The organism is Luteibacter sp. P4_D7_3 (assembly GCF_056401735.1).
Genome location: NZ_JBFUIT010000053.1, coordinates 1 through 18,005 on the forward strand (window position 1 = coordinate 1; position 18,005 = coordinate 18,005).

The 18,005-nt window shown below is 64.1% G+C and carries 9 protein-coding genes and 2 pseudogenes; 8 read left to right on the top strand and 3 right to left on the bottom strand.

The genetic code is table 11. The features are described 5' to 3' along the window. Window positions 1–9: 9 nt before the first annotated feature. Window positions 10–1,044 (bottom strand): sensor histidine kinase, encoded by a 1,035-nt coding sequence (locus tag AC1DSN_RS07640; protein ID WP_477330169.1) that lies wholly within the window; start codon window positions 1,042–1,044, stop codon window positions 10–12. A gap of 386 nt (window positions 1,045–1,430) precedes the next feature. On the opposite strand from AC1DSN_RS07640, the gene AC1DSN_RS07645 reads away from it, so the two are divergent. The 5 genes and pseudogenes from AC1DSN_RS07645 (at window position 1,431) to AC1DSN_RS07665 (ending at window position 11,786) form a co-directional block, all read left to right on the top strand. After that, window positions 1,431–7,454 (top strand): alpha-2-macroglobulin, encoded by a 6,024-nt coding sequence (locus AC1DSN_RS07645; protein WP_477330171.1) that lies wholly within the window; start codon window positions 1,431–1,433, stop codon window positions 7,452–7,454. A gap of 38 nt (window positions 7,455–7,492) precedes the next feature. Beyond that, window positions 7,493–9,859, top strand: coding sequence for a penicillin-binding protein 1C (gene pbpC / locus AC1DSN_RS07650; protein ID WP_477330173.1), 2,367 nt, complete (start codon window positions 7,493–7,495; stop codon window positions 9,857–9,859). Between the two features lie 147 nt (window positions 9,860–10,006). After that, window positions 10,007–10,786: pseudogene (locus AC1DSN_RS07655) on the top strand (PAS domain-containing protein); the annotation flags it as partial. Window positions 10,787–10,879: 93 nt separating this feature from the next. Next, window positions 10,880–11,329 (top strand): annotated as a pseudogene (locus AC1DSN_RS07660) (methyl-accepting chemotaxis protein); the annotation flags it as partial. 31 nt (window positions 11,330–11,360) lie between these two features. After that, window positions 11,361–11,786, top strand: a complete 426-nt coding sequence (locus AC1DSN_RS07665) for a VOC family protein (RefSeq protein ID WP_063570743.1) — start codon at window positions 11,361–11,363, stop codon at window positions 11,784–11,786. Here the strand turns inward: AC1DSN_RS07665 and AC1DSN_RS07670 are convergent. Further along, complete coding sequence (locus AC1DSN_RS07670) at window positions 11,783–12,538, bottom strand: helix-turn-helix domain-containing protein (protein ID WP_477293286.1); 756 nt, start codon at window positions 12,536–12,538, stop codon at window positions 11,783–11,785. The two genes, AC1DSN_RS07665 and AC1DSN_RS07670, sit on opposite strands and share 4 nt — an antisense overlap. A gap of 330 nt (window positions 12,539–12,868) precedes the next feature. Here AC1DSN_RS07670 and AC1DSN_RS07675 point away from each other — a divergent pair, with 330 nt between their 5' ends. Next, window positions 12,869–14,263 carry a sugar porter family MFS transporter gene (locus AC1DSN_RS07675; protein WP_082878892.1) on the top strand — a complete coding sequence of 465 codons (1,395 nt, stop codon included), beginning with the start codon at window positions 12,869–12,871 and terminating at the stop codon, window positions 14,261–14,263. Window positions 14,264–14,272: 9 nt separating this feature from the next. On the opposite strand, the gene norR is transcribed toward AC1DSN_RS07675, so the two are convergent. Next, window positions 14,273–15,823, bottom strand: a complete 1,551-nt coding sequence (gene norR, locus AC1DSN_RS07680) for a nitric oxide reductase transcriptional regulator NorR (protein ID WP_477330175.1) — start codon at window positions 15,821–15,823, stop codon at window positions 14,273–14,275. Window positions 15,824–15,968: 145 nt separating this feature from the next. Here norR and hmpA point away from each other — a divergent pair, with 145 nt between their 5' ends. Continuing rightward, entirely contained in the window at window positions 15,969–17,150 is a 1,182-nt protein-coding gene (hmpA, locus tag AC1DSN_RS07685) for an NO-inducible flavohemoprotein (protein WP_477293290.1), read from the top strand. A gap of 255 nt (window positions 17,151–17,405) precedes the next feature. Next, window positions 17,406–17,957 carry a fimbrial protein gene (locus AC1DSN_RS07690; RefSeq protein WP_477293292.1) on the top strand — a complete coding sequence of 184 codons (552 nt, stop codon included), beginning with the start codon at window positions 17,406–17,408 and terminating at the stop codon, window positions 17,955–17,957. Window positions 17,958–18,005: the final 48 nt, after the last annotated feature.

Here is an 18,005-nt window from a genome sequence, read left to right on the forward strand (position 1 = left end):
ATTGTGCCCTCAGGGAATCGACACGGGCGTACGATTATTTTCAGCGGCGTGTCGCCAGGACCGCGCCGGCGCCTCGAAACAGCAACGGACACCGTCCTCCTCGAAGGCGACCGTCGCTTCCCCGCCCGCCTGGCAGGCCAGTACCCGCTCGATAAAGCGAATCCCGAAGCCCCGGTGGGCAGGGATGACCACGGGCGGGCCACCGCTCTCCTTCCAGGTCATACGCAGGCGTTCGGATGCGGCGTCGAATTGYCAGCCCAGGTCCACCCGACCGGATGCGGTCGTCAGCGCCCCATATTTGGCCGCGTTGGTCAGCAACTCGTGTACGGCCATGGCAACGGCCACGGCGGTGGCCGAGGCGAGCATGAGGGGAGGGCCACCGATGGCGATGCGTGCGTTGCCCGGGTCGTGGGGAGCGATGGTGGCTTCCACGACACCGCGTAGCGCCACCTCCTCCCAGGCGTGGGTGACCAGCAGGTCGTGCGCCCCCGCCAGGGCCCGCAGCCGGCTCTCGAACGCAGCAAGGCATTCGGCCATCGGCCGGCCGCCGGTGAAGGTCTGCGTGGCCATGGCCTGGACCACGGCGAGCGTGTTCTTCACCCGGTGGCTCAGCTCGTTGACGAGGATCCGCTGCGCGCGTGCGGCATCGCGATGAGCCGTCACATCGATGCAGCTTCCCCAGTACCCGGCAAAGCGATCGTCCCGATAGAAGGGTTTGCCAGTGTCGAGGAGCCAGCGGTACTCGCCGTCGTATCGGCGAAGCCGGTATTCCATCGAGAACGGCTCACGTGCCTGGAAGGCGCCTCCATAGATGGACAGGCAACGTTGCAGGTCTTCAGGATGTACGCCTCCGGCCCATCCATCGCCCACTTCGTCGATCATCGGGCGGCCGGTGTACGTCAGCCAGGGCGTATTGAACCAGTCGCAGAGCTGGTCCGTACCCGCACGCCAGATCATGACGGGTGCAAAATCGGCGAGCTCGCGAAACTCGCCGTCGCTCGCGCTGAGGGCCCTCTCATAAGGACTCTTGGCCTCGTCGTACATCCCTTTTCCCCTTCGCTCGTCCCCGTGCAGGTCAACCATATCGCAAGTCGCAGGCGCGATGAATGTCTTTGGACCGAACGCGTGAGATCGATCACGGCGCGGCAAATTCGGGGGAATTTTCCGATTTCTTCTATTGCGCATAGGCTCATACGTATCGGACCCGGGCGTCCGTCTAAGTAGTCCTACTTAGTAACGCCCGCAAAACTCCCGAAGTCTGGCGCCGCCATGTCAGAATCCGGACGTCGCCGCGACAGGGGTCGCGCGCAACATCTCCTTGGGGACCAACGTCACACTGCCGGAACACCGCCTCGGGCGCGTGGCCGGCGTTGATGTATCCGCGGGCACGGCTTCGCGCCGTCACACGAATCAAAGGATCGGAAGGGAACATGGATCTGCTTCGTTTCATCGCGTCGTTACCCGTGCGCCTGCTGCGCGGCCTGCTCTGGCTGCTCGCGGGCGTCCTCCGGCCCATCTTCGGCAACATGTCCTGGTCCGCGCCCTCCTGGGTACCCGCGACCGGGCGAGCCGCTCGCCAGCATCCCCTGAAGTTCACGGGAACGATCGCCGGCGTGCTCATCGTCGCCGCAGCCGGGTGGTTCGGCTGGCACTGGTGGGAGAACCGACCCAAACCGGTCGAGCCGAACCGGATCACTTTCGAGGCGCCGGCGCCGGACATCAGCGACTACGACCGTGCCCCCGTGAGCGTTCATCCCCTCACGGTGACGTTCTCCGCCTCGGCGGCAAAGCTCGAGTCGCTGGGCAAGCCCGTCACCGACGGCATCGCCATGGACCCGAAGCTTGCCGGTCAGTGGAGCTGGGAAAGCGACCGTGTGCTGAAGTTCGTCCCGGCCGCCGACTGGCCCGTGGGACGGAAGATCGAGGTCCGTTTCGACAAAGCCAAGGTGTTCGCGCCACACGTGCTGCTGGCGGACGATCACTTCGACGTTGCCACGGCACCCTTCACGGCGCGCGTGGTCAACGGCGAGTTCTACCAGGATCCACAGGATCCGACCAAGAAGAAGACCATCGTCCAGTTGGGCTTCAACTACCCGGTGGACCCGGCGCAACTGGAGAAGCGCCTGGCGCTCGATCTGCGCAATCGTGACGAGAAGCGCGGCGCGGAACTCAAGTTCAGCGTCACCTACGACGAGCATCACCTCAACGCTTTCGTTCACTCGCAGCCCCTGCAGCTCCCACGCGACGATGGCTCGGTGGGTCTCAAGATGGACGATGGCGTGCGCAGCAGCCGTGGGGGCGATGGCACCGAAAAGGCTCTCGAGACCGCGGTACGCGTGCCCGGCCTGTACAGCCTTACGCTCGATGAGGTCTCAGCCACGCTGGTCGACAACGCACGCTTCGAGCCGGAACAGGTCGTGGTGATGAACTTCGGCGGTCCGGTCAGCGATGCCGAGCTGACCAAGCATCTCCGCGCCTGGGTCGTTCCGCAGGACAACAAGCGCAGCTGGTCGACAAGCACCATCAGCGACAGCGATCTTCGTTCCTTTACCCAGCTCAAGCCGGAAGTCGTACCTACCGAGAACGACTGGTCGGCCGCGCAGAGCTTCCGCTATCACGCGCAGCCGGGCCAGCGCATCTACGTGCGGGTCGAGAAGGGCATGACCTCGTTCGGCGGCTATGTCATGGCCAAGCCGCGGGTGGACATCCTCAGCGTGCCCGACTATCCGCGCCTGCTTCGCTTCATGGCGGACGGCTCCCTGCTTTCGCTGAGCGGTGACAAGCGCATCTCCGTCGTCTCCCGGAACATGCCGGGCATGCGCGTCGAGGTCGGCCGGGTTCTTCCCGATCAGCTGCAACACCTGGTGTCGCTCAATTCGGGCAGCTACACCAAGCCCGAGATGTATGGGTTCACGTCTGACCATATCGTCGATCGTTTCGTGAAGAAGGTTTCCTTTCCAGACGAAGGCGCGGGCAAGGCCCACTACGAAGGCTTCGACCTCGGCCAGTACCTTGCTGCCGGCAAGCGCGGTGTGTTCCTGCTCAAGCTGTCCGGTTACGACGAAAAGGCCGATCGGGAAGCACGCGATCGCCGGGTCAAGGCGGCACGCGAAGCGGCTGCCCGTGACGCGGGTGCCGATGCCGACGCCGCAGCGGCTGATGCAGCGAAAGACGATGACGATACCGACCGCGTGCCATACGACTGGCCGAAGGACGAACGCCTCGTCGTGATCACCGATCTTGGCGTGATTGCCAAGAAGTCGATGGACGGTAGCCAGGACATCTTCGTGCAGTCCATTCGCACGGGCTCACCGGTGTCGGGTGCATCCKTTGCGGTGATCGCGAAGAACGGCAGCACACTGTTCACCCAGAACACCGGGGCGGACGGCAAGGCGCACTTCGCTAACCTCAAGGGCTTCACCCAGGAGAAGGCCCCGGCCATGTATGTCGTACGCCAGGGGGAGGATCTCTCCTTCCTGCCCGTGACCTCGTACGACCGCACGCTCGATTTCTCCCGTTTCGACATCGGCGGCGAACCCAACGCGCACAGCCAGGGTCAGCTGTCCGGCTACCTGTTCTCCGATCGTGGCATCTATCGGCCGGGCGACCTTTTCCACATTGGCATGATCGTGCGCGCGAACAGCTGGACGCGCAGCGTCGCCGGCATGCCCCTGATCGCCGAGGTGGTCGATCCCCGCGGCACGACGGTACGCCAGCAGACCATCTCGATGGACGCCGCAGGTTTCGCCGAGCTCGACCACACCACGGCCGAGACCTCGCCGACCGGCAACTGGACCGTGAACCTATACATCGCCAAGGACGGCAAGCCGTACTCGCAGATCGGTAGTACCACGGTCCAGGTCAAGGAATTCCAGCCCGACCGCATGAAGGTGTCGGCGAAGCTCTCCACCGCGGTGACTGAGGGTTGGGTGAAGCCCGCGCAGCTGAAGGCGCTGGTCGACGTCCGGAATCTGTTCGGGACGCCCGCCGCGGACCGGCGCGTCGAGGGTTCGCTCACCTTGCGCCCGGCGTTCCCCTCTTTCCCCAGCTACAAGGACTATCACTTCTACGACGTGCGTCGTGCGAAGGAAGGCTTCGAGGAGAAGCTCGCCGACGCGAAGACCGACGACAAGGGGCACGCGGAGTTTGCACTGGACCTGTCCAAGTATGCCGACGCTACGTACCAGCTCTACTTCCTGGCCAAGGCCTATGAAGCCGAAGGCGGACGCAGCGTGGCCGCGGCCACGCAGGGCATGGTGTCGTCAAACGACTGGCTCGTCGGCTACAAGGCGGTCGACAACCTCGACTATGTGAGCCGAGACGCGAAACGCATCGTCAACCTGGTCGCTATCGACCCCACCGCGAAACGCATCGACTTAAAGGGCCTCAAGCAGGCGATCGTCGAAACGCGCTTCGTCTCCGTGCTGACCAAGCAGGACTCCGGGGTCTTCAAGTACGAGTCCAAAGCCCGTGAGACCACGGTATCGGAGACGCCACTGACCCTCCCGGCCGCGGGCCTCGACGTAACACTTCCAACGGACAAGCCGGGCAACTTCGCGCTGGTACTGAAGAACGCCGAAGGCAAGGAAATCAATCGTGTCGCCTGGTCGGTGGCTGGCGAAGGCAACGTGTCGCGTTCGCTTGAACGCAATGCCGAGCTCCAGCTGACGCTGTCGAAGAAGGACTACGCACCGGGCGAGGCGGTGGATATCGCCATCCGCGCGCCGTATGCCGGTAGCGGCCTGATCACCATCGAGCGCGACAAGGTCTACGCTCACGCCTGGTTCCATGCCGATTCGACCAGCACCGTCCAGCACATCACGGTGCCGGCGGACTTCGAAGGCAACGGATACATCACCGTGCAGTACGTGCGCGACCCCTCCTCGGACGAGATTTTCATGAGCCCGCTGTCGTTCGGCGTGGTCCCGTTCTCGGTGAACATGGATGCCAGGCGCAACGTGCTGGCCGTCGAGTCGCCGCAGCTGGTCAAGCCTGGCGATACCATCACCTTCCACGTGACCTCCACGACACCGACGCGCGCGGTTGTATTCGCCGTCGACGAGGGCATCCTGCAGGTGGCGCATTACAAGCTGGGCGATCCGCTGCAGTACTTCTTCCGCAAGCGCATGCTGGAAGTGTCCACGTCGCAGATCCTCGACCTGATCATCCCGGACTTCCAGAAGTTGATGACGATGGCCGCCCCCGGAGGCGATGCGGACGGTGCCATTGGGCGCCAACTCAATCCGTTCCGGCGAAAGCGGGACAAGCCGGTGGCGTACTGGTCCGGTATCGTCGACATCGACGGTTCGCGTGACCTCACGTACAAGGTTCCCGACTACTTCAATGGGAAGCTGCGTGTCATGGCGGTCAGCGTCTCGCCGGAGAAAATCGGTACCTTCGAGGGAGCGACCACGGTGCGTGGTGACTTCGTGCTCTCGCCCAATGTGCCGACGACGCTCGCGCCGGGTGACGAGGCAGAGATCAGTGTGGGTGTGGCCAACAACCTCACTGGCCTCGGTGGCAAGGAGGTGCCGGTCGCAGTGACCCTGAAGCTCGGCCCGCCCTTGCAGATCGTCGGCGATGCGACGAAGACACTGAGCCTCGGCGAGATGCGCGAAGGCGTGGCGATCTTCCGCGTGAGGGCCACCGACAAGCTGGGTTCGGGCAACATGACGTTCACTGCCGGTTTCAACGGTAAGTCCGCGAAGCAGAGTGTGGACCTGTCCGTACGCCCCGCGTCGCCCCTGCGGACGGACCTCGCCTTCGGTCGGGTCGACGCGCACGGACGCGCCGACGTGACATCGCTACGCGACATGCACGATGAATACGCCAAGCGTGACGCTTCGTTCTCGACCGTACCTGTGGTGCTGGCGCGCGGCCTCGCCACGTATCTCGTCGACTTCCCGCATTACTGCACCGAGCAGGTGATCAGTGCCGCGATGCCGGCCCTGATCCTCGGCAAGCGAACGGAGTTCGGCGACGTCAAGCCGGCGCGCATGTCGGGTGACGAGACCGCACCAGCGGATCCGGTCGCTGCCCTGTTCGACGTGCTTCGTGCCCGTCAGAACGGCCAGGGTGGCTTCGGACTGTGGACGGCGACGCCGGACACGCATGTGTTCGCGACGGACTACGCGGTTCATTACCTCATCGAAGCAGGCGACCACGGCGTGGCCGTGCCGGCGGATCTGCTGGCATCGGCGGACAACGCCCTCCGCCAGATCGCCGCCGATGACAGTGGCGACACGCTGGTGGAAATGCGCCAGCGCGCTTACGCGATCTACCTGCTGACACGCCAGGGCAATGTCACCACGAACGACCTCGCCTCGGTGCAGCGTCGCCTGGAAGAGGTCTACCCGAAGCAGTGGCACGACGATCTCGCCGCCGCGTGGCTGGCCGCGTCCTACCAGATGCTTCATCAGGACAAGCTGGCCAACGACCTGATGTCGCGCCCGCGCAAGCTGCTCTCGCGCAAGCCGGCGGATGAGACTTACGACTACAGCGATTACTACGACACACCCATCCGTGACGCGTCGGTCCTTTACCTGCTTGCCAAGCACTTCCCGGAGCAGGCGAAGACCCTGCCGCCGGAGACGATCGAGAACCTCGTACGCCCGCTGGCCAAGGGCCACTACAACACGCTTTCCTCCGGCATGATCATCATGGCGCTGGATGCGTGGGCCTCGCAGGCAGGCGGCGACGTGAGCAAGCTCTCGATCGGTTCGGTGGCGGCCAACGGCACGGTGACACCGATCGGCGTCGTGAAGGGGTCTTTGGTGGACGGCCACTGGTCGACCGGGGCGCAGCGCCTGCGTCTGGTCAATGACGCCGACGCGACGGCCTGGTATGGCGTCGCGCAGACAGGATTCGATCGCAAGCCGTCCACGGATACGCGCAAGGATGGCCTGGAGATTACCCGCACGTATACGGACACCAATGGCAAATCCGTTGACACGGTCAATACAGGCGACGAGATCGACGTGCACGTGAGGGTGCGCTCCACGACCGATCACGATGTGTTCGACGTCGCGATCGTCGACCTGCTGCCCGGTGGCTTCGAACCGGTGCTGGACACCGCGCCACCTGCCGATGCTGCGGAGGCGGCACCGTCTTCGGACGAGGCAACGTCGGACGCATCGGGCAACGGCGATGCCGATAGCGATGCCGAAGGCAATGGTGGCACGGCCGATGGCGCCGACGACAACACACCTGCCTGGCATTCACCTATCGGCAACCCCGAGTCCACCTGGAAGCCCGAGTACGCGGATGTCCGCGAGGATCGCGTGGTGGTCTACGGCTCGGCCAGTACCGACGTGCAGGAGTTCATCTACCGCATCAAGGCGACCAACGCCGGTAAGTTCGTGATTCCGCCTGCACTGATCGAATCGCTCTACGACCGCGGCGTCCAGGCACGCGCCCCGGGCGGCGGCGCGATAACCGTCCAACGTAAACCGTAACGGGCCGACACGAAACCAAAGGCGTTTCCGTCGCACCGATGAACAGTCTTCACCGCTTCCGTCGCATCAAATGGCACAACGCCCTTGTGGCGTTGCTGCTGTTTGCCGCTTTACCCGTGGTGCTCAGATGCTGGCCACACGAACCGTTGCGCGCCTGGTTTCCCTCGTCCACGGCGGTCTACGACGCAGACGGCCGGCTACTTCGTCTTACCCTCGCCAGCGACGATCGTTACCGACTCTGGGTCCCGCTCGAAGACATGTCACCCGCCTTCGTCGATGGCGTGCTGCTGCATGAGGATCGTTGGTTCCGTTGGCATCCTGGCGTGAGTGCGTGGGGTCTCGTGCGCGGTGCCTGGGTGACGTATGCCAGGCATGGCAGTCGGCAGGGGGGCTCCACGATCACCATGCAGCTTGCCCGGCTGATCTGGCATCTCGACACGCGGAGTCCTCGAGGCAAACTGGTGCAGGCGATGCGCGCCGTCCAGCTGGAGGCCCGCTATTCCAAACACGATATCCTCGAGGCCTACCTCAACGCCGCCCCCTATGGACGCAACGTGGAAGGCGTGGGCGCGGCCAGCCTTGCGTACTTCGGCAAGGCTCCGGCAAGACTAAGCCTGCCGGAAGCGTTGACGCTGGCGGTGATTCCGCAGGATCCGTCCCGGGGACTTCCGGGTGATGTCAACGGCAGCGCCGTCATCGGGATTGCGCTGAAGGCATCGCGCGATCGTCTCTTTAGCCGCTGGATCACGAAGCACCCAGCCGATGCCAACGCCGCACCTCTGTTCGACCTGCCGTTACGGCTACGCCCGCTATCGCGCCTGCCTTTCGAGGCACCGCACTTCGTCGAGCAGGTACTCGCCGAGCGCCGTCTCGATGGCGACGACGACATGCGGATCACGACCACGCTCGATCTCGGGCTGCAACACAGTCTGGAGCGACAGGTTCGCCAGTACGTGCAGCGCAGTGGCGACCGCGGCATCCGCAATGCCGCGGCGATCCTGATCGACACGCGCGACATGGGCGTCAAGGCGATGGTCGGTTCGGCCGACTACTTCGACTCGTCCATATTCGGGCAGGTGAACGGCACGCAGGCGAAGCGTTCGCCGGGGTCGACATTGAAGCCCTTCATCTACGCCCTTGGCTTCGACCAGGGCCTTCTTCATCCCGAAACCGTTCTTCGCGACGTGCCATCGGCGTTCGGTCCGTACACGCCGGAGAATTTCGACGGTCACTTCCTCGGCCCTGTGACGGCGACGCAGGCCCTGGTCCGTAGTCGCAACATTCCCGCGGTGCAGATCGCTGCCAGGCTCGCTAACCCGAATCTGTACCAGTTCCTGCACGACGCCGGCGTCTCACGCATGGCCAGCGAGAAACATTACGGACTGGCCCTCGTCCTCGGCGGTGGGGAAGTCACCATGCAGGAGCTCGGTGGCCTGTACGCCATGCTTGCCGACCGCGGCGAACTGCGCCCGCTGCGTACGCTTGCAGCCCAGCCGCGCACGAAGGGCACGAGGATGCTCAGCGAAGAAGCGAGTTTCATGGTCATGGACATGTTGCGCCAGAATCCGCGGCCGGATGACGCGGTGGCGGCCCAGCCTTCCCGGTTGCCGCTTTACTGGAAGACCGGCACGTCGTGGAGTTTCCGGGATGCATGGACAGCCGGTAGCTTCGGTCCTTACGTCCTGGTGGTCTGGATAGGCAATTTCGACGGCAGCGGCAACCCGGCTTTCGTCGGCGTGGATGCCGCCGCGCCGCTGTTCTTCCGTATCGCGGATGCCCTGCGTGCCGAACGGCCGGGGCTGGCGGAACCGATCCGACGGAATCCGCCCAACCTCCGCCGCGTGCCGATTTGCCTGGCTAGCGGCGAACTTCCGAATGCATGGTGCCCCCAGGTGGGCAGTACCTGGTTCATTCCAGGCAAGTCGCCGATCCGCGTGAGCAACATCCATCGTCCCGTGGTGGTGGACAAGGACAGCGGGAAACCGGCCTGTCCACCCTACGATCCCGAACGTACGCGGACGGAGGTGTACGAGTACTGGCCGTCCGACCTGGCGCGCGTCTTCGCGCAGGCGGGCATGGCACGCCGCACGCCGCCACCGTTGCCGGATTGCCAGGGCGGTGGTCAGCTGGCCGGCGATCCGCCGAAGATCACGTCCCCGCTGAAGGGCAGTACCTATCAGATTCGCGTTTCCCGCCTGGGCAGCGAACGCATTACTTTCGCTGCGACGACGGATGCCAGCTCCCGGGCGCTCTACTGGTTTGCCGACGACGCTTACCTGGGGAGCGTGGCGAGCGGTCAGCCGCTTATGTGGGCGCCCGAACGCACAGGACGTTTCCTCATTCGCGTCGTTGACGACCACGGGCGCACGGATTCACGTGATCTGACGATCGGCGCCGTCGAATAAACCAGATTCGTCAAAACCGCGATTTGTAGGAGCCGATTTATCGGCGATAACCAGCAATCCGTACGCGAAATCGGCATCTCACTTACAGCTCTTCCCCGCAGGTGTCGATAACAATGATCGAACACCGTCATCGGGCAGGCAACGATCATGCGCATCGACATCGTCACGCGTCTTCGCACGCTCTTCGGACATTCGCGAACCGATATGCGCGGAAAGATCGCTGCGATCGATCGCACCCAGGCCGTGATTGAGTTCGCGCTCGACGGCACCATCCTCGATGCGAACGCCAACTTCCTGGCAGCCCTCGGCTATGCGCGCGAGGACATCATCGGCAGGCATCACCGCATGTTCGTCGATCCATCGGAAGCAGGGAGCGCGGCCTACGCCGATTTCTGGGCCCGCCTCGGCAAGGGGGAGCCCGACGTCGGTCTCTATCGGCGGTTCGGGGCGAACGGGCGCGAGGTCTGGATTCAGGCGAGCTATAACCCGGTGCTCGATGGTCGCGGACGTCCGGTCAAGGTCGTGAAGTTCGCCACCGACGTGACCGAGCAGCGGCTGCGTGCCGCCGACATGGAAGGACGCCTCGCTGCCATCGACAAAGCCCAGGCCGTTATCAGTTTCAGTCTCGACGGCATCATCCTCGACGCCAACGACAACTTCCTTGCCACCATGGGCTACACGCGTGACGAAGTGATCGGCCAGCACCACCGGATGTTCGTCGATCGCGTGGACCGCGAAGGCGCCGAGTACCGGGCGTTCTGGGAGAAGCTCGGACGCGGCGAATACGATTCGTCGCTGTATCGCCGCGTCGATAGGCAAGGCCGCGAAGTGTGGATCCAGGGTAGCTACAACCCGATCCTCGACATGGCCGGGCGGCCGTTCAAGGTGGTGAAGTACGCCACCGACGTGTCGGCGCAGACGCGCGCCACGCGCGCACTTCATGCCTCTCTCACGGAGTTGGCCGACACCGTGCCAGCCATCGCCGAGCAAGCACGCGTGACGAATGCGCTGGCCAACGACGCAAGTCGTTCTGCCGCCGATGGCGGCGCCATGGTCGAAGCGGTCATCGCTACCATGGCGGCCATACAGGGCGGTGCACAGGACATCGCGGAGATCGTCAGCCTGATCGATTCGATCGCGTTCCAGACGAATATCCTGGCCCTGAACGCCGCCATCGAGGCGGCGCGCTCCGGAACCCATGGGAAGGGTTTCGCCGTCGTGGCCCAGGAGGTGCGCATGCTCTCGCAACGCAGTGCTGCGTCCGCTCGGGAGATCCGCAGCCTGATCGAGAGCACGCTCGACCGCGTCCGCGAAGGCAGTGAGCGAAGCGGGGAGGCCGGGGCGGCCATGGGTGACATCCTGACTGCGGTCAGCGCGTTGCTCGACCGCGTGTCGGACGTGGCGCGGGCAACGAACACGCAGGCCCACGGTATCGACTCGGTTCGGCGCGCCGTGGCCGAACTGGCGTAACGTAGGGGCTCCCCGACGAGGAGCTCACGCCATGAACAGCACGATCGTTCCCTGCCTGCGATACCGGGACGCCCTGGAGGCTATCGATTTCCTCTGCTCCGCGTTCGGTTTCGAAAAACATGCCGTGTACGTCAACGCGGAGCATCAGCACATCGTCGATCATGCTCAGCTGACCTTCGGCGGCGGCATGATCATGCTCGGCTCGGCCCGCGACGACACGCCTTTCAGCCAGCACATGGTTCAGCCCGATGAAGTCGGCGGCCGCGAAACGCAGTGTCCCTGCGTCTTCGTGAGCGACGTGCGGGCGCACTATGAGACCGCCAGGTCCCGCGGTGCGCGTATCGTCGACGACTACGAAGAGAAGGAATACGGCGGCGCCGGTTACTCCGCCCGCGATCCCGAGGGTCACCTGTGGTACTTCGGCAGCTACGACCCGTGGGCTCCGCTGCCTGGTTAACCCCAGCGGCGGCCGTGTTCCACCATGTACAGGCGGATTTCATCTTCGGCGATATCCGCCAACGCGCGCAGGCCTTCTTTCTGCGAGGCGTCGAGCCGTCGCGGCATGCGGTCGACAACGCACAGGGTCCCCAGGGCATGGCCGTCCGGACCCCGCAGGGGGCAACCCGCGTAGAAGCGGATGTGCGGCTCACCGGCAAGCAGCGGGCTCGCGTTGAAGCGCGCGTCCTGCCGCGTATCTTCGACGGTGACCATGTCCTCGCCGAGAATGGCGTGGCTGCAGAACGCCAGGGCGCGAGGTGTTTCCCGCAGTTTCGTTCCCTGCGTCGACTTGAACCACTGACGCTTCGCGGTGAGCAGCGAAATAAACGAGACCGGGGTGCCTGCGATCAATAAGGCCAGCCGCGTGATGCGATCGAATGCCGGATCGGCGGGCGTGTCCAGCAAGCCCGTACGGCCGACCATACGTAGTCGTGCGGCTTCGTCGTGCGGTACCGGATAGTTCGGAGAGCGCTCGGCTCGTAACTCCTGCGGCATGCATTGGAGGGAGTCCGCGGACATTGCCGTGCGTTCCTCGAGCAGCGCGATGACCGCGCTCTGGCGCATACGGCGATGGCCGCCGGGCGTCTTCCAGGATTCGAGCGCGCCGCTTTCGATCCACTTCTGTGCGGTGCTTACGGAGATGCCAAGCAGGCGCGCGGCGTCGCGCGTGGTGAGGGTGGGATCGTCAATCGGGGAGCGGGAGGAAGACATGAGCAAGGCGGTTATATGCGTAAGGATTAACAGATCGACGCTAACACAGGCCAATGCTTGTCACGCTTGGCAACGCTCGCGTGTTTCGGTGGTCAACGTCGGAAAATACACGCGGCGACGCGGCAATGACGCATGGTGAACAGGCCAGCGCGATGAGGTTGCATCCATCATGAAGGCAGTCGCCGATCGCGATAGCCACTCTCAACGACTTTGCCGTTTTCGCGCATTTTCTTGCGGACTCACCCCGTGCCGACACATCGCATACGGGTCGGATACATGTCGAGGCATCCAATGCCTGGCATCTGCCTTTTCGTATAAGGAACCGATCCCATGGATGCCACCGTAAAACAGGAAGCGAAGGCCGCCCACCCGAAGGCGGCCATAGTCACCACGTGTATCCTCGCCGCCCTCGCCGGGCTGATGTTCGGCCTTGATATCGGTGTGATCTCGGGCGCGACCCAGTTCATCCAGTCCGACTTCAAGGTGTCGGACAGCATGGTGGAGTGGATCGTCAGTTCGATGATGTTGGGCGCGTGCGTCGGCGCGCTGGCCGCGGGTTGGATGTCCGCCACACTGGGCCGTAAGCGCTCACTGATGTTCGCTGGCGTGGTGTTCATCGGTGGCTCGCTGTTCTGTGCGGTCGCCGGGTCGCCAACGATTCTCATCGTGGCGCGCTGCGTACTGGGCGTGGCTATCGGCGTGGCGACGTTTACCGCGCCGTTGTACCTTGCCGAAGTGGCTCCGGAGAAAATTCGCGGTGCCATGATCTCCACCTATCAGCTGATGATCACCACGGGCATCCTTCTCGCCTTTCTCTCGGACACGGCCTTCAGCTCGACCGGTAACTGGCGCTGGATGCTCGGCATCATCGCCGCTCCGGGCGTACTTTTCCTGATCGGTCTGTTCTTCCTTCCCGATAGTCCGCGCTGGTTGCTCATGCGTGGCCGTCGCGAGGAAGCCCAGGTGGTGCTTGCGAAGCTGCGCGGCGACGAGGCGGTGGTAAAGCAGGAAATCGCCGCCATCGACGAACAGCTGAAGACCAAGCAGCACGGCTGGAGCATGTTCCGGGACAACGGCAACTTCCGTCGCTCGGTGGGCCTCGGCGTGCTGCTGCAGGCCATGCAGCAATTTACCGGCATGAACGTCGTGATGTACTACGCGCCGCGCATCTTCAAGGACATGGGTTACGACACCCACGCCCAGATGTGGTTCACCGCGGCGGTCGGCCTGACGAACGTGCTGGCAACCCTGATCGCCTTCGGTCTCGTCGATCGCCTGGGCCGCAAGCCAATCCTGTACGCCGGGTTCACCATCATGGCGATCGGCCTCGGTGTCGTCGGCACGATGATGGGACTCGGTATCCACTCGCGCGGCGAGCAGTTCTTTACGGTCGGCATGCTGCTGCTCTTCATCGTCGGCTTCGCGATGTCGGCCGGTCCGTTGATCTGGACACTGTGTTCGGAGGTTCAGCCACTTAAGGGGCGCGATTTCGGTATCGCTGCCTCCACGTTTACGAACTGGGCTACCAACTGGGTGGTGGGCGTGACCTTCCTCAGTCTGCTCAGCGGCATCGGCAATGCGCAGACCTTCTGGCTCTATGGCGGACTCAACGCGCTGTTCATCGTTTTCACTTTCTTGCTGGTGCCGGAGACGAAGGGCGTGACGCTGGAGCAGATCGAGAGCAACCTGATGAGCGGCAAACCGCTGCGCAGGATCGGTCGGTAAACCTGGGGCCTATCTCGGGATGCCGAGCCGGGCTGCGGATCGTCGCAGGTTGGCACGGTCCATCCCGAGCTCTCGCGCCGTGGCGGCCCAGTTATTGTCGTTCCGACGGAGACTGCGTTCGATGACCGAGCGCTCGTAGCGATCGAGATCGGCGCGGAGTGACAGGCCGGTGATCTGATCGGTGCTCTCGGGTACCGCGACCGGCACAGTCTTCGCTACGGGCAAGTCGAGGTCGGACGCCGACAACGTCAGCGCACGTGCCTTGCTCCCTTGCCGCGACAGCGCCTTCAGTGCGCTACGGCCGATGGTGTGTTCGAGCTCACGCACGTTTCCCGGCCACGTCCAGGCGAGCAGGGCGGCTTGCGCGTCACTGGCCAGCCGGAGGCCTGCCAGACCGAGTCGGCCTCGATTCTCTTCGAGAAACGTACCGGCCAGAAGCAACACGTCGTTACCACGCTCCCGCAACGCTGGCACACGTAGTGGATAGACGCTGATGCGGTGGTAGAAATCCGCACGGCAGCGGCCGGCCCGCACTTCATCGGCAAGATCGCGGTTGCTTGCGGCAATGATTCGTACGTTTACCCGGTGCTCGCGATCGGACCCGACCCGCTGCAGCTGGCCGCTCTGCATCACGCGAAGCAGCGTGGCCTGCGCCGCGAGGGAGAGGTCGGCGACTTCGTCGAGAAACAACGTGCCGTGGTCGGCGAGCTCGAACTTGCCGCGGCGGTCGGTCGTTGCGCCGGAGAAGGCACCGCGCACGTGCCCGAACAACTCGCTCTCCACCAGATGCTCGGGAAGCGCAGCGCAGTTGACCGCTATCAGCGGCCGGTCGGCGCGCGGCGAGGCCGCATGGATGGCCTGGGCCACCAGTTCCTTGCCGACGCCCGTCTCGCCGCGGATCAGTACGGTGAGGTCGCTGCCGGCGACGGTGGCGATGTCGTCGACCAGCCGCCGAAAGGCGGGGCTGCGGCCAGCAAGCGCGCGGCCGGGCACTTGCCCGGCCGCCAGGCGGAAACCTTCGGCGCGGGCACGCTCGTGCTCGGCGGAGCGCTGCAGGCCGCGCATCCGCTCGGCCACCGAAACCGTGGCAGCGGCAAGGCTGGCAAAGGCGCGCACGGTAGTGAGGTCGGACGGTCCGAAGCGACCTGCCTCCAGCGCATCGAGGGTCACCAGACCCCAGGGCTTGCCGTCGATCACCAGGGGGCAGCCCATGCAGTCATGCACGTCGAGCGGCAGATGAGCCTCCACCAGGCCGTCGTAAGGATCGGGCAGGGCGCTATCGGGCGGGAACAGGGTCGGCCCTTCCTGCGCGAGCAAGGCGGCGAACCGGGGATGGTCCGCCACGACGAAGCGACGGCCGAGCGTGTCCTCGGTGAGTCCGTCGACCGCCAGGGGTACGAGCTCGCGACCCTCGAGACGGAGCAGGGCGCTGGCGTCGCAAGGCACGAGTAAGCGCAAGGTATCGAGAAGTCGCCGGTAGCGCTCGGCCTCGGGAATCTCCCTGGAGAGATCGTCGACCAGCGGCAGCAGGGCATCGAGTTCAGGACGTGCTGCAGTCATATCGACCTCGTAAGGGTCGAAGTGACCCGGTCTCGGAGCGGGTCACTTCGACCCTTCGCTATTCTAACTCTATGAACTTTAAACAATGTCAGAACTGGCATGGGATGTGAATAAAGAGGACATACCCAAAACCAGAGGCAGTCCCATGATTTCCGCCGAACACCGCGCCATCGTCCGCTCCACCGTGCCCCTGCTCGAGCAGGGTGGTGAGGCGCTCACGACGCACTTCTATCGCATCCTCCTCGACGAGCATCCGGAGGTGCGTCCCTTCTTCAACCAGGCCAACCAGGCCACAGGCGAGCAGCCGCGCGCGCTGGCCAACGGCGTGCTGATGTACGCACGGCACATCGACAAGCTCGAAGCCCTCGGCGACCTCGTCGGCGCGATCATCAGCAAGCACGTATCGCTGAGGATTCGCCGCGAGCACTATCCGGTCGTCGGTGCTTCCTTGCTGCGTGCCATCCGCGAGGTATTGGGTGCCGACATCGCCACGGACGCGGTGCTCGAGGCCTGGGGCGTCGCCTACCAGCAGCTGGCCGATATCCTCGGCGATGCCGAAGAAGTCATCTATGACCGCGTGGCGTCGACCCCGGGTGGCTGGCGCGACGGGCGGACCTTCGTCGTCGCGCACAAGGTGCAGGAGAGCGACGAAATCACCTCGTTCCACTTCGTTCCGGAAGACGGCGGCGCTGTCATCGCTCATGCGCCGGGCCAGTACATCGGCCTGCGCGTCCTCGTGGGCAACCAGGATGCGCGCCGTAACTACTCGTTGTCGGCCGCGTCGAATGAAAAGGGCTACCGGATAAGCGTCAAGCGGGTAACCGGCGGCCTGGTGTCCAACCACCTGCATGACCACATCCAGGTAGGCGACACGGTTGAACTCTTTCCGCCCTCGGGCCACTTCGTGCTCGAGCATAACGACCGCGCACTCGTGCTCATCAGCGGTGGTGTCGGCATCACGCCGACGTTGGCCATGCTGCAGGCCGCGCTGGCGACGGAACGCCCGATTCACTTCATCCATTCGGCGCGTCATGGCGGCGTGCATGCCTTTCGAGATGTCATCGACAACCTCGCGGCGGAGCATCCCAAGCTTCGCCGGTACTACTGCTACGAGGCGCCGCGCAAGGGTGACGCCGAACCCGACGCGACCGGTTTCCTCGACAAGGACCTTCTCGCTGCGTGGCTGCCGGCCATCGACACGATGGACGCCTACTACCTGGGGCCGAAGCCTTTCATGAAGGCCGTGCGGCGGGCACTGCGCGACCTGGGCGTGCCTGATGCCCGGGCGAAGTACGAGTTCTTCGGGCCGGCCTCATCGCTCGACTGACGCTTACCACGTGAGTGCCGCCACGTCTTGAGAACGATCCCCAAACGGACGCGGTGGCGCCCTCACTCAACGTAAGAAAACCTTACTTTTGAGTAATCTTCCATATGGATCGAAGGGTAACTCCTACAAACTTCTACTGGCGCTCGCGTTGGTCGAGCTCGGCTGCGTGATGCGCGGGGATGACCCCGTGTCTCCCTGACGCCGGCGGCCGCTTCGGCCGTCGATCAACACAAAAAACAGTAAAAGGTTAATTGGATGAACCTCAAGGCAACACTTTCCGCCCTGCTCTTCGCGGGTCTGGCCGCACCGTCGGCCTTCGCCGCTTCGGACGGTACGATCACCTTCGACGGTGAGATCACCAACGTCTCCTGCAGTGTCAGTGGTGAGGGCGGCGTCGGTCCGGACTTCACCGTCTCCCTGGCCGGCGTAGACGGTTCGAAGTTCACGGGCATCGGCACGCGTGTCGGCGAGACCGGTTTCCGTATCTATGTCGGCAAGACCGGTGAAACAACCTGCACCGATACCACCAAGGTGTGGGCCTCGTTCGATCCGGACAGCACGCTGACCGACATCAACACGGGCATGGTGAAAGTCACCAGTGGTACGGCGACGGGCGTGCAGTTCCGCCTCCTTAACGAAAACCTGGCACCCATCGACATCTGGGGCGACCAGCAGGTCGTGAAGAAGGTCGTCGACAACAATCAGGCGATTCTCGCCCACGTCGTGGCCTTCGAGCAGATCGCCGCATCGGTCGGCCCGGGTAAGGCGGGTGGTTCGGTGAAGTACACGATCCGCTTCGAACCGTAAGCAAGACGTCGGTCGCCGTGCTCGATTGGCGACCGACCTGCCCAGAGA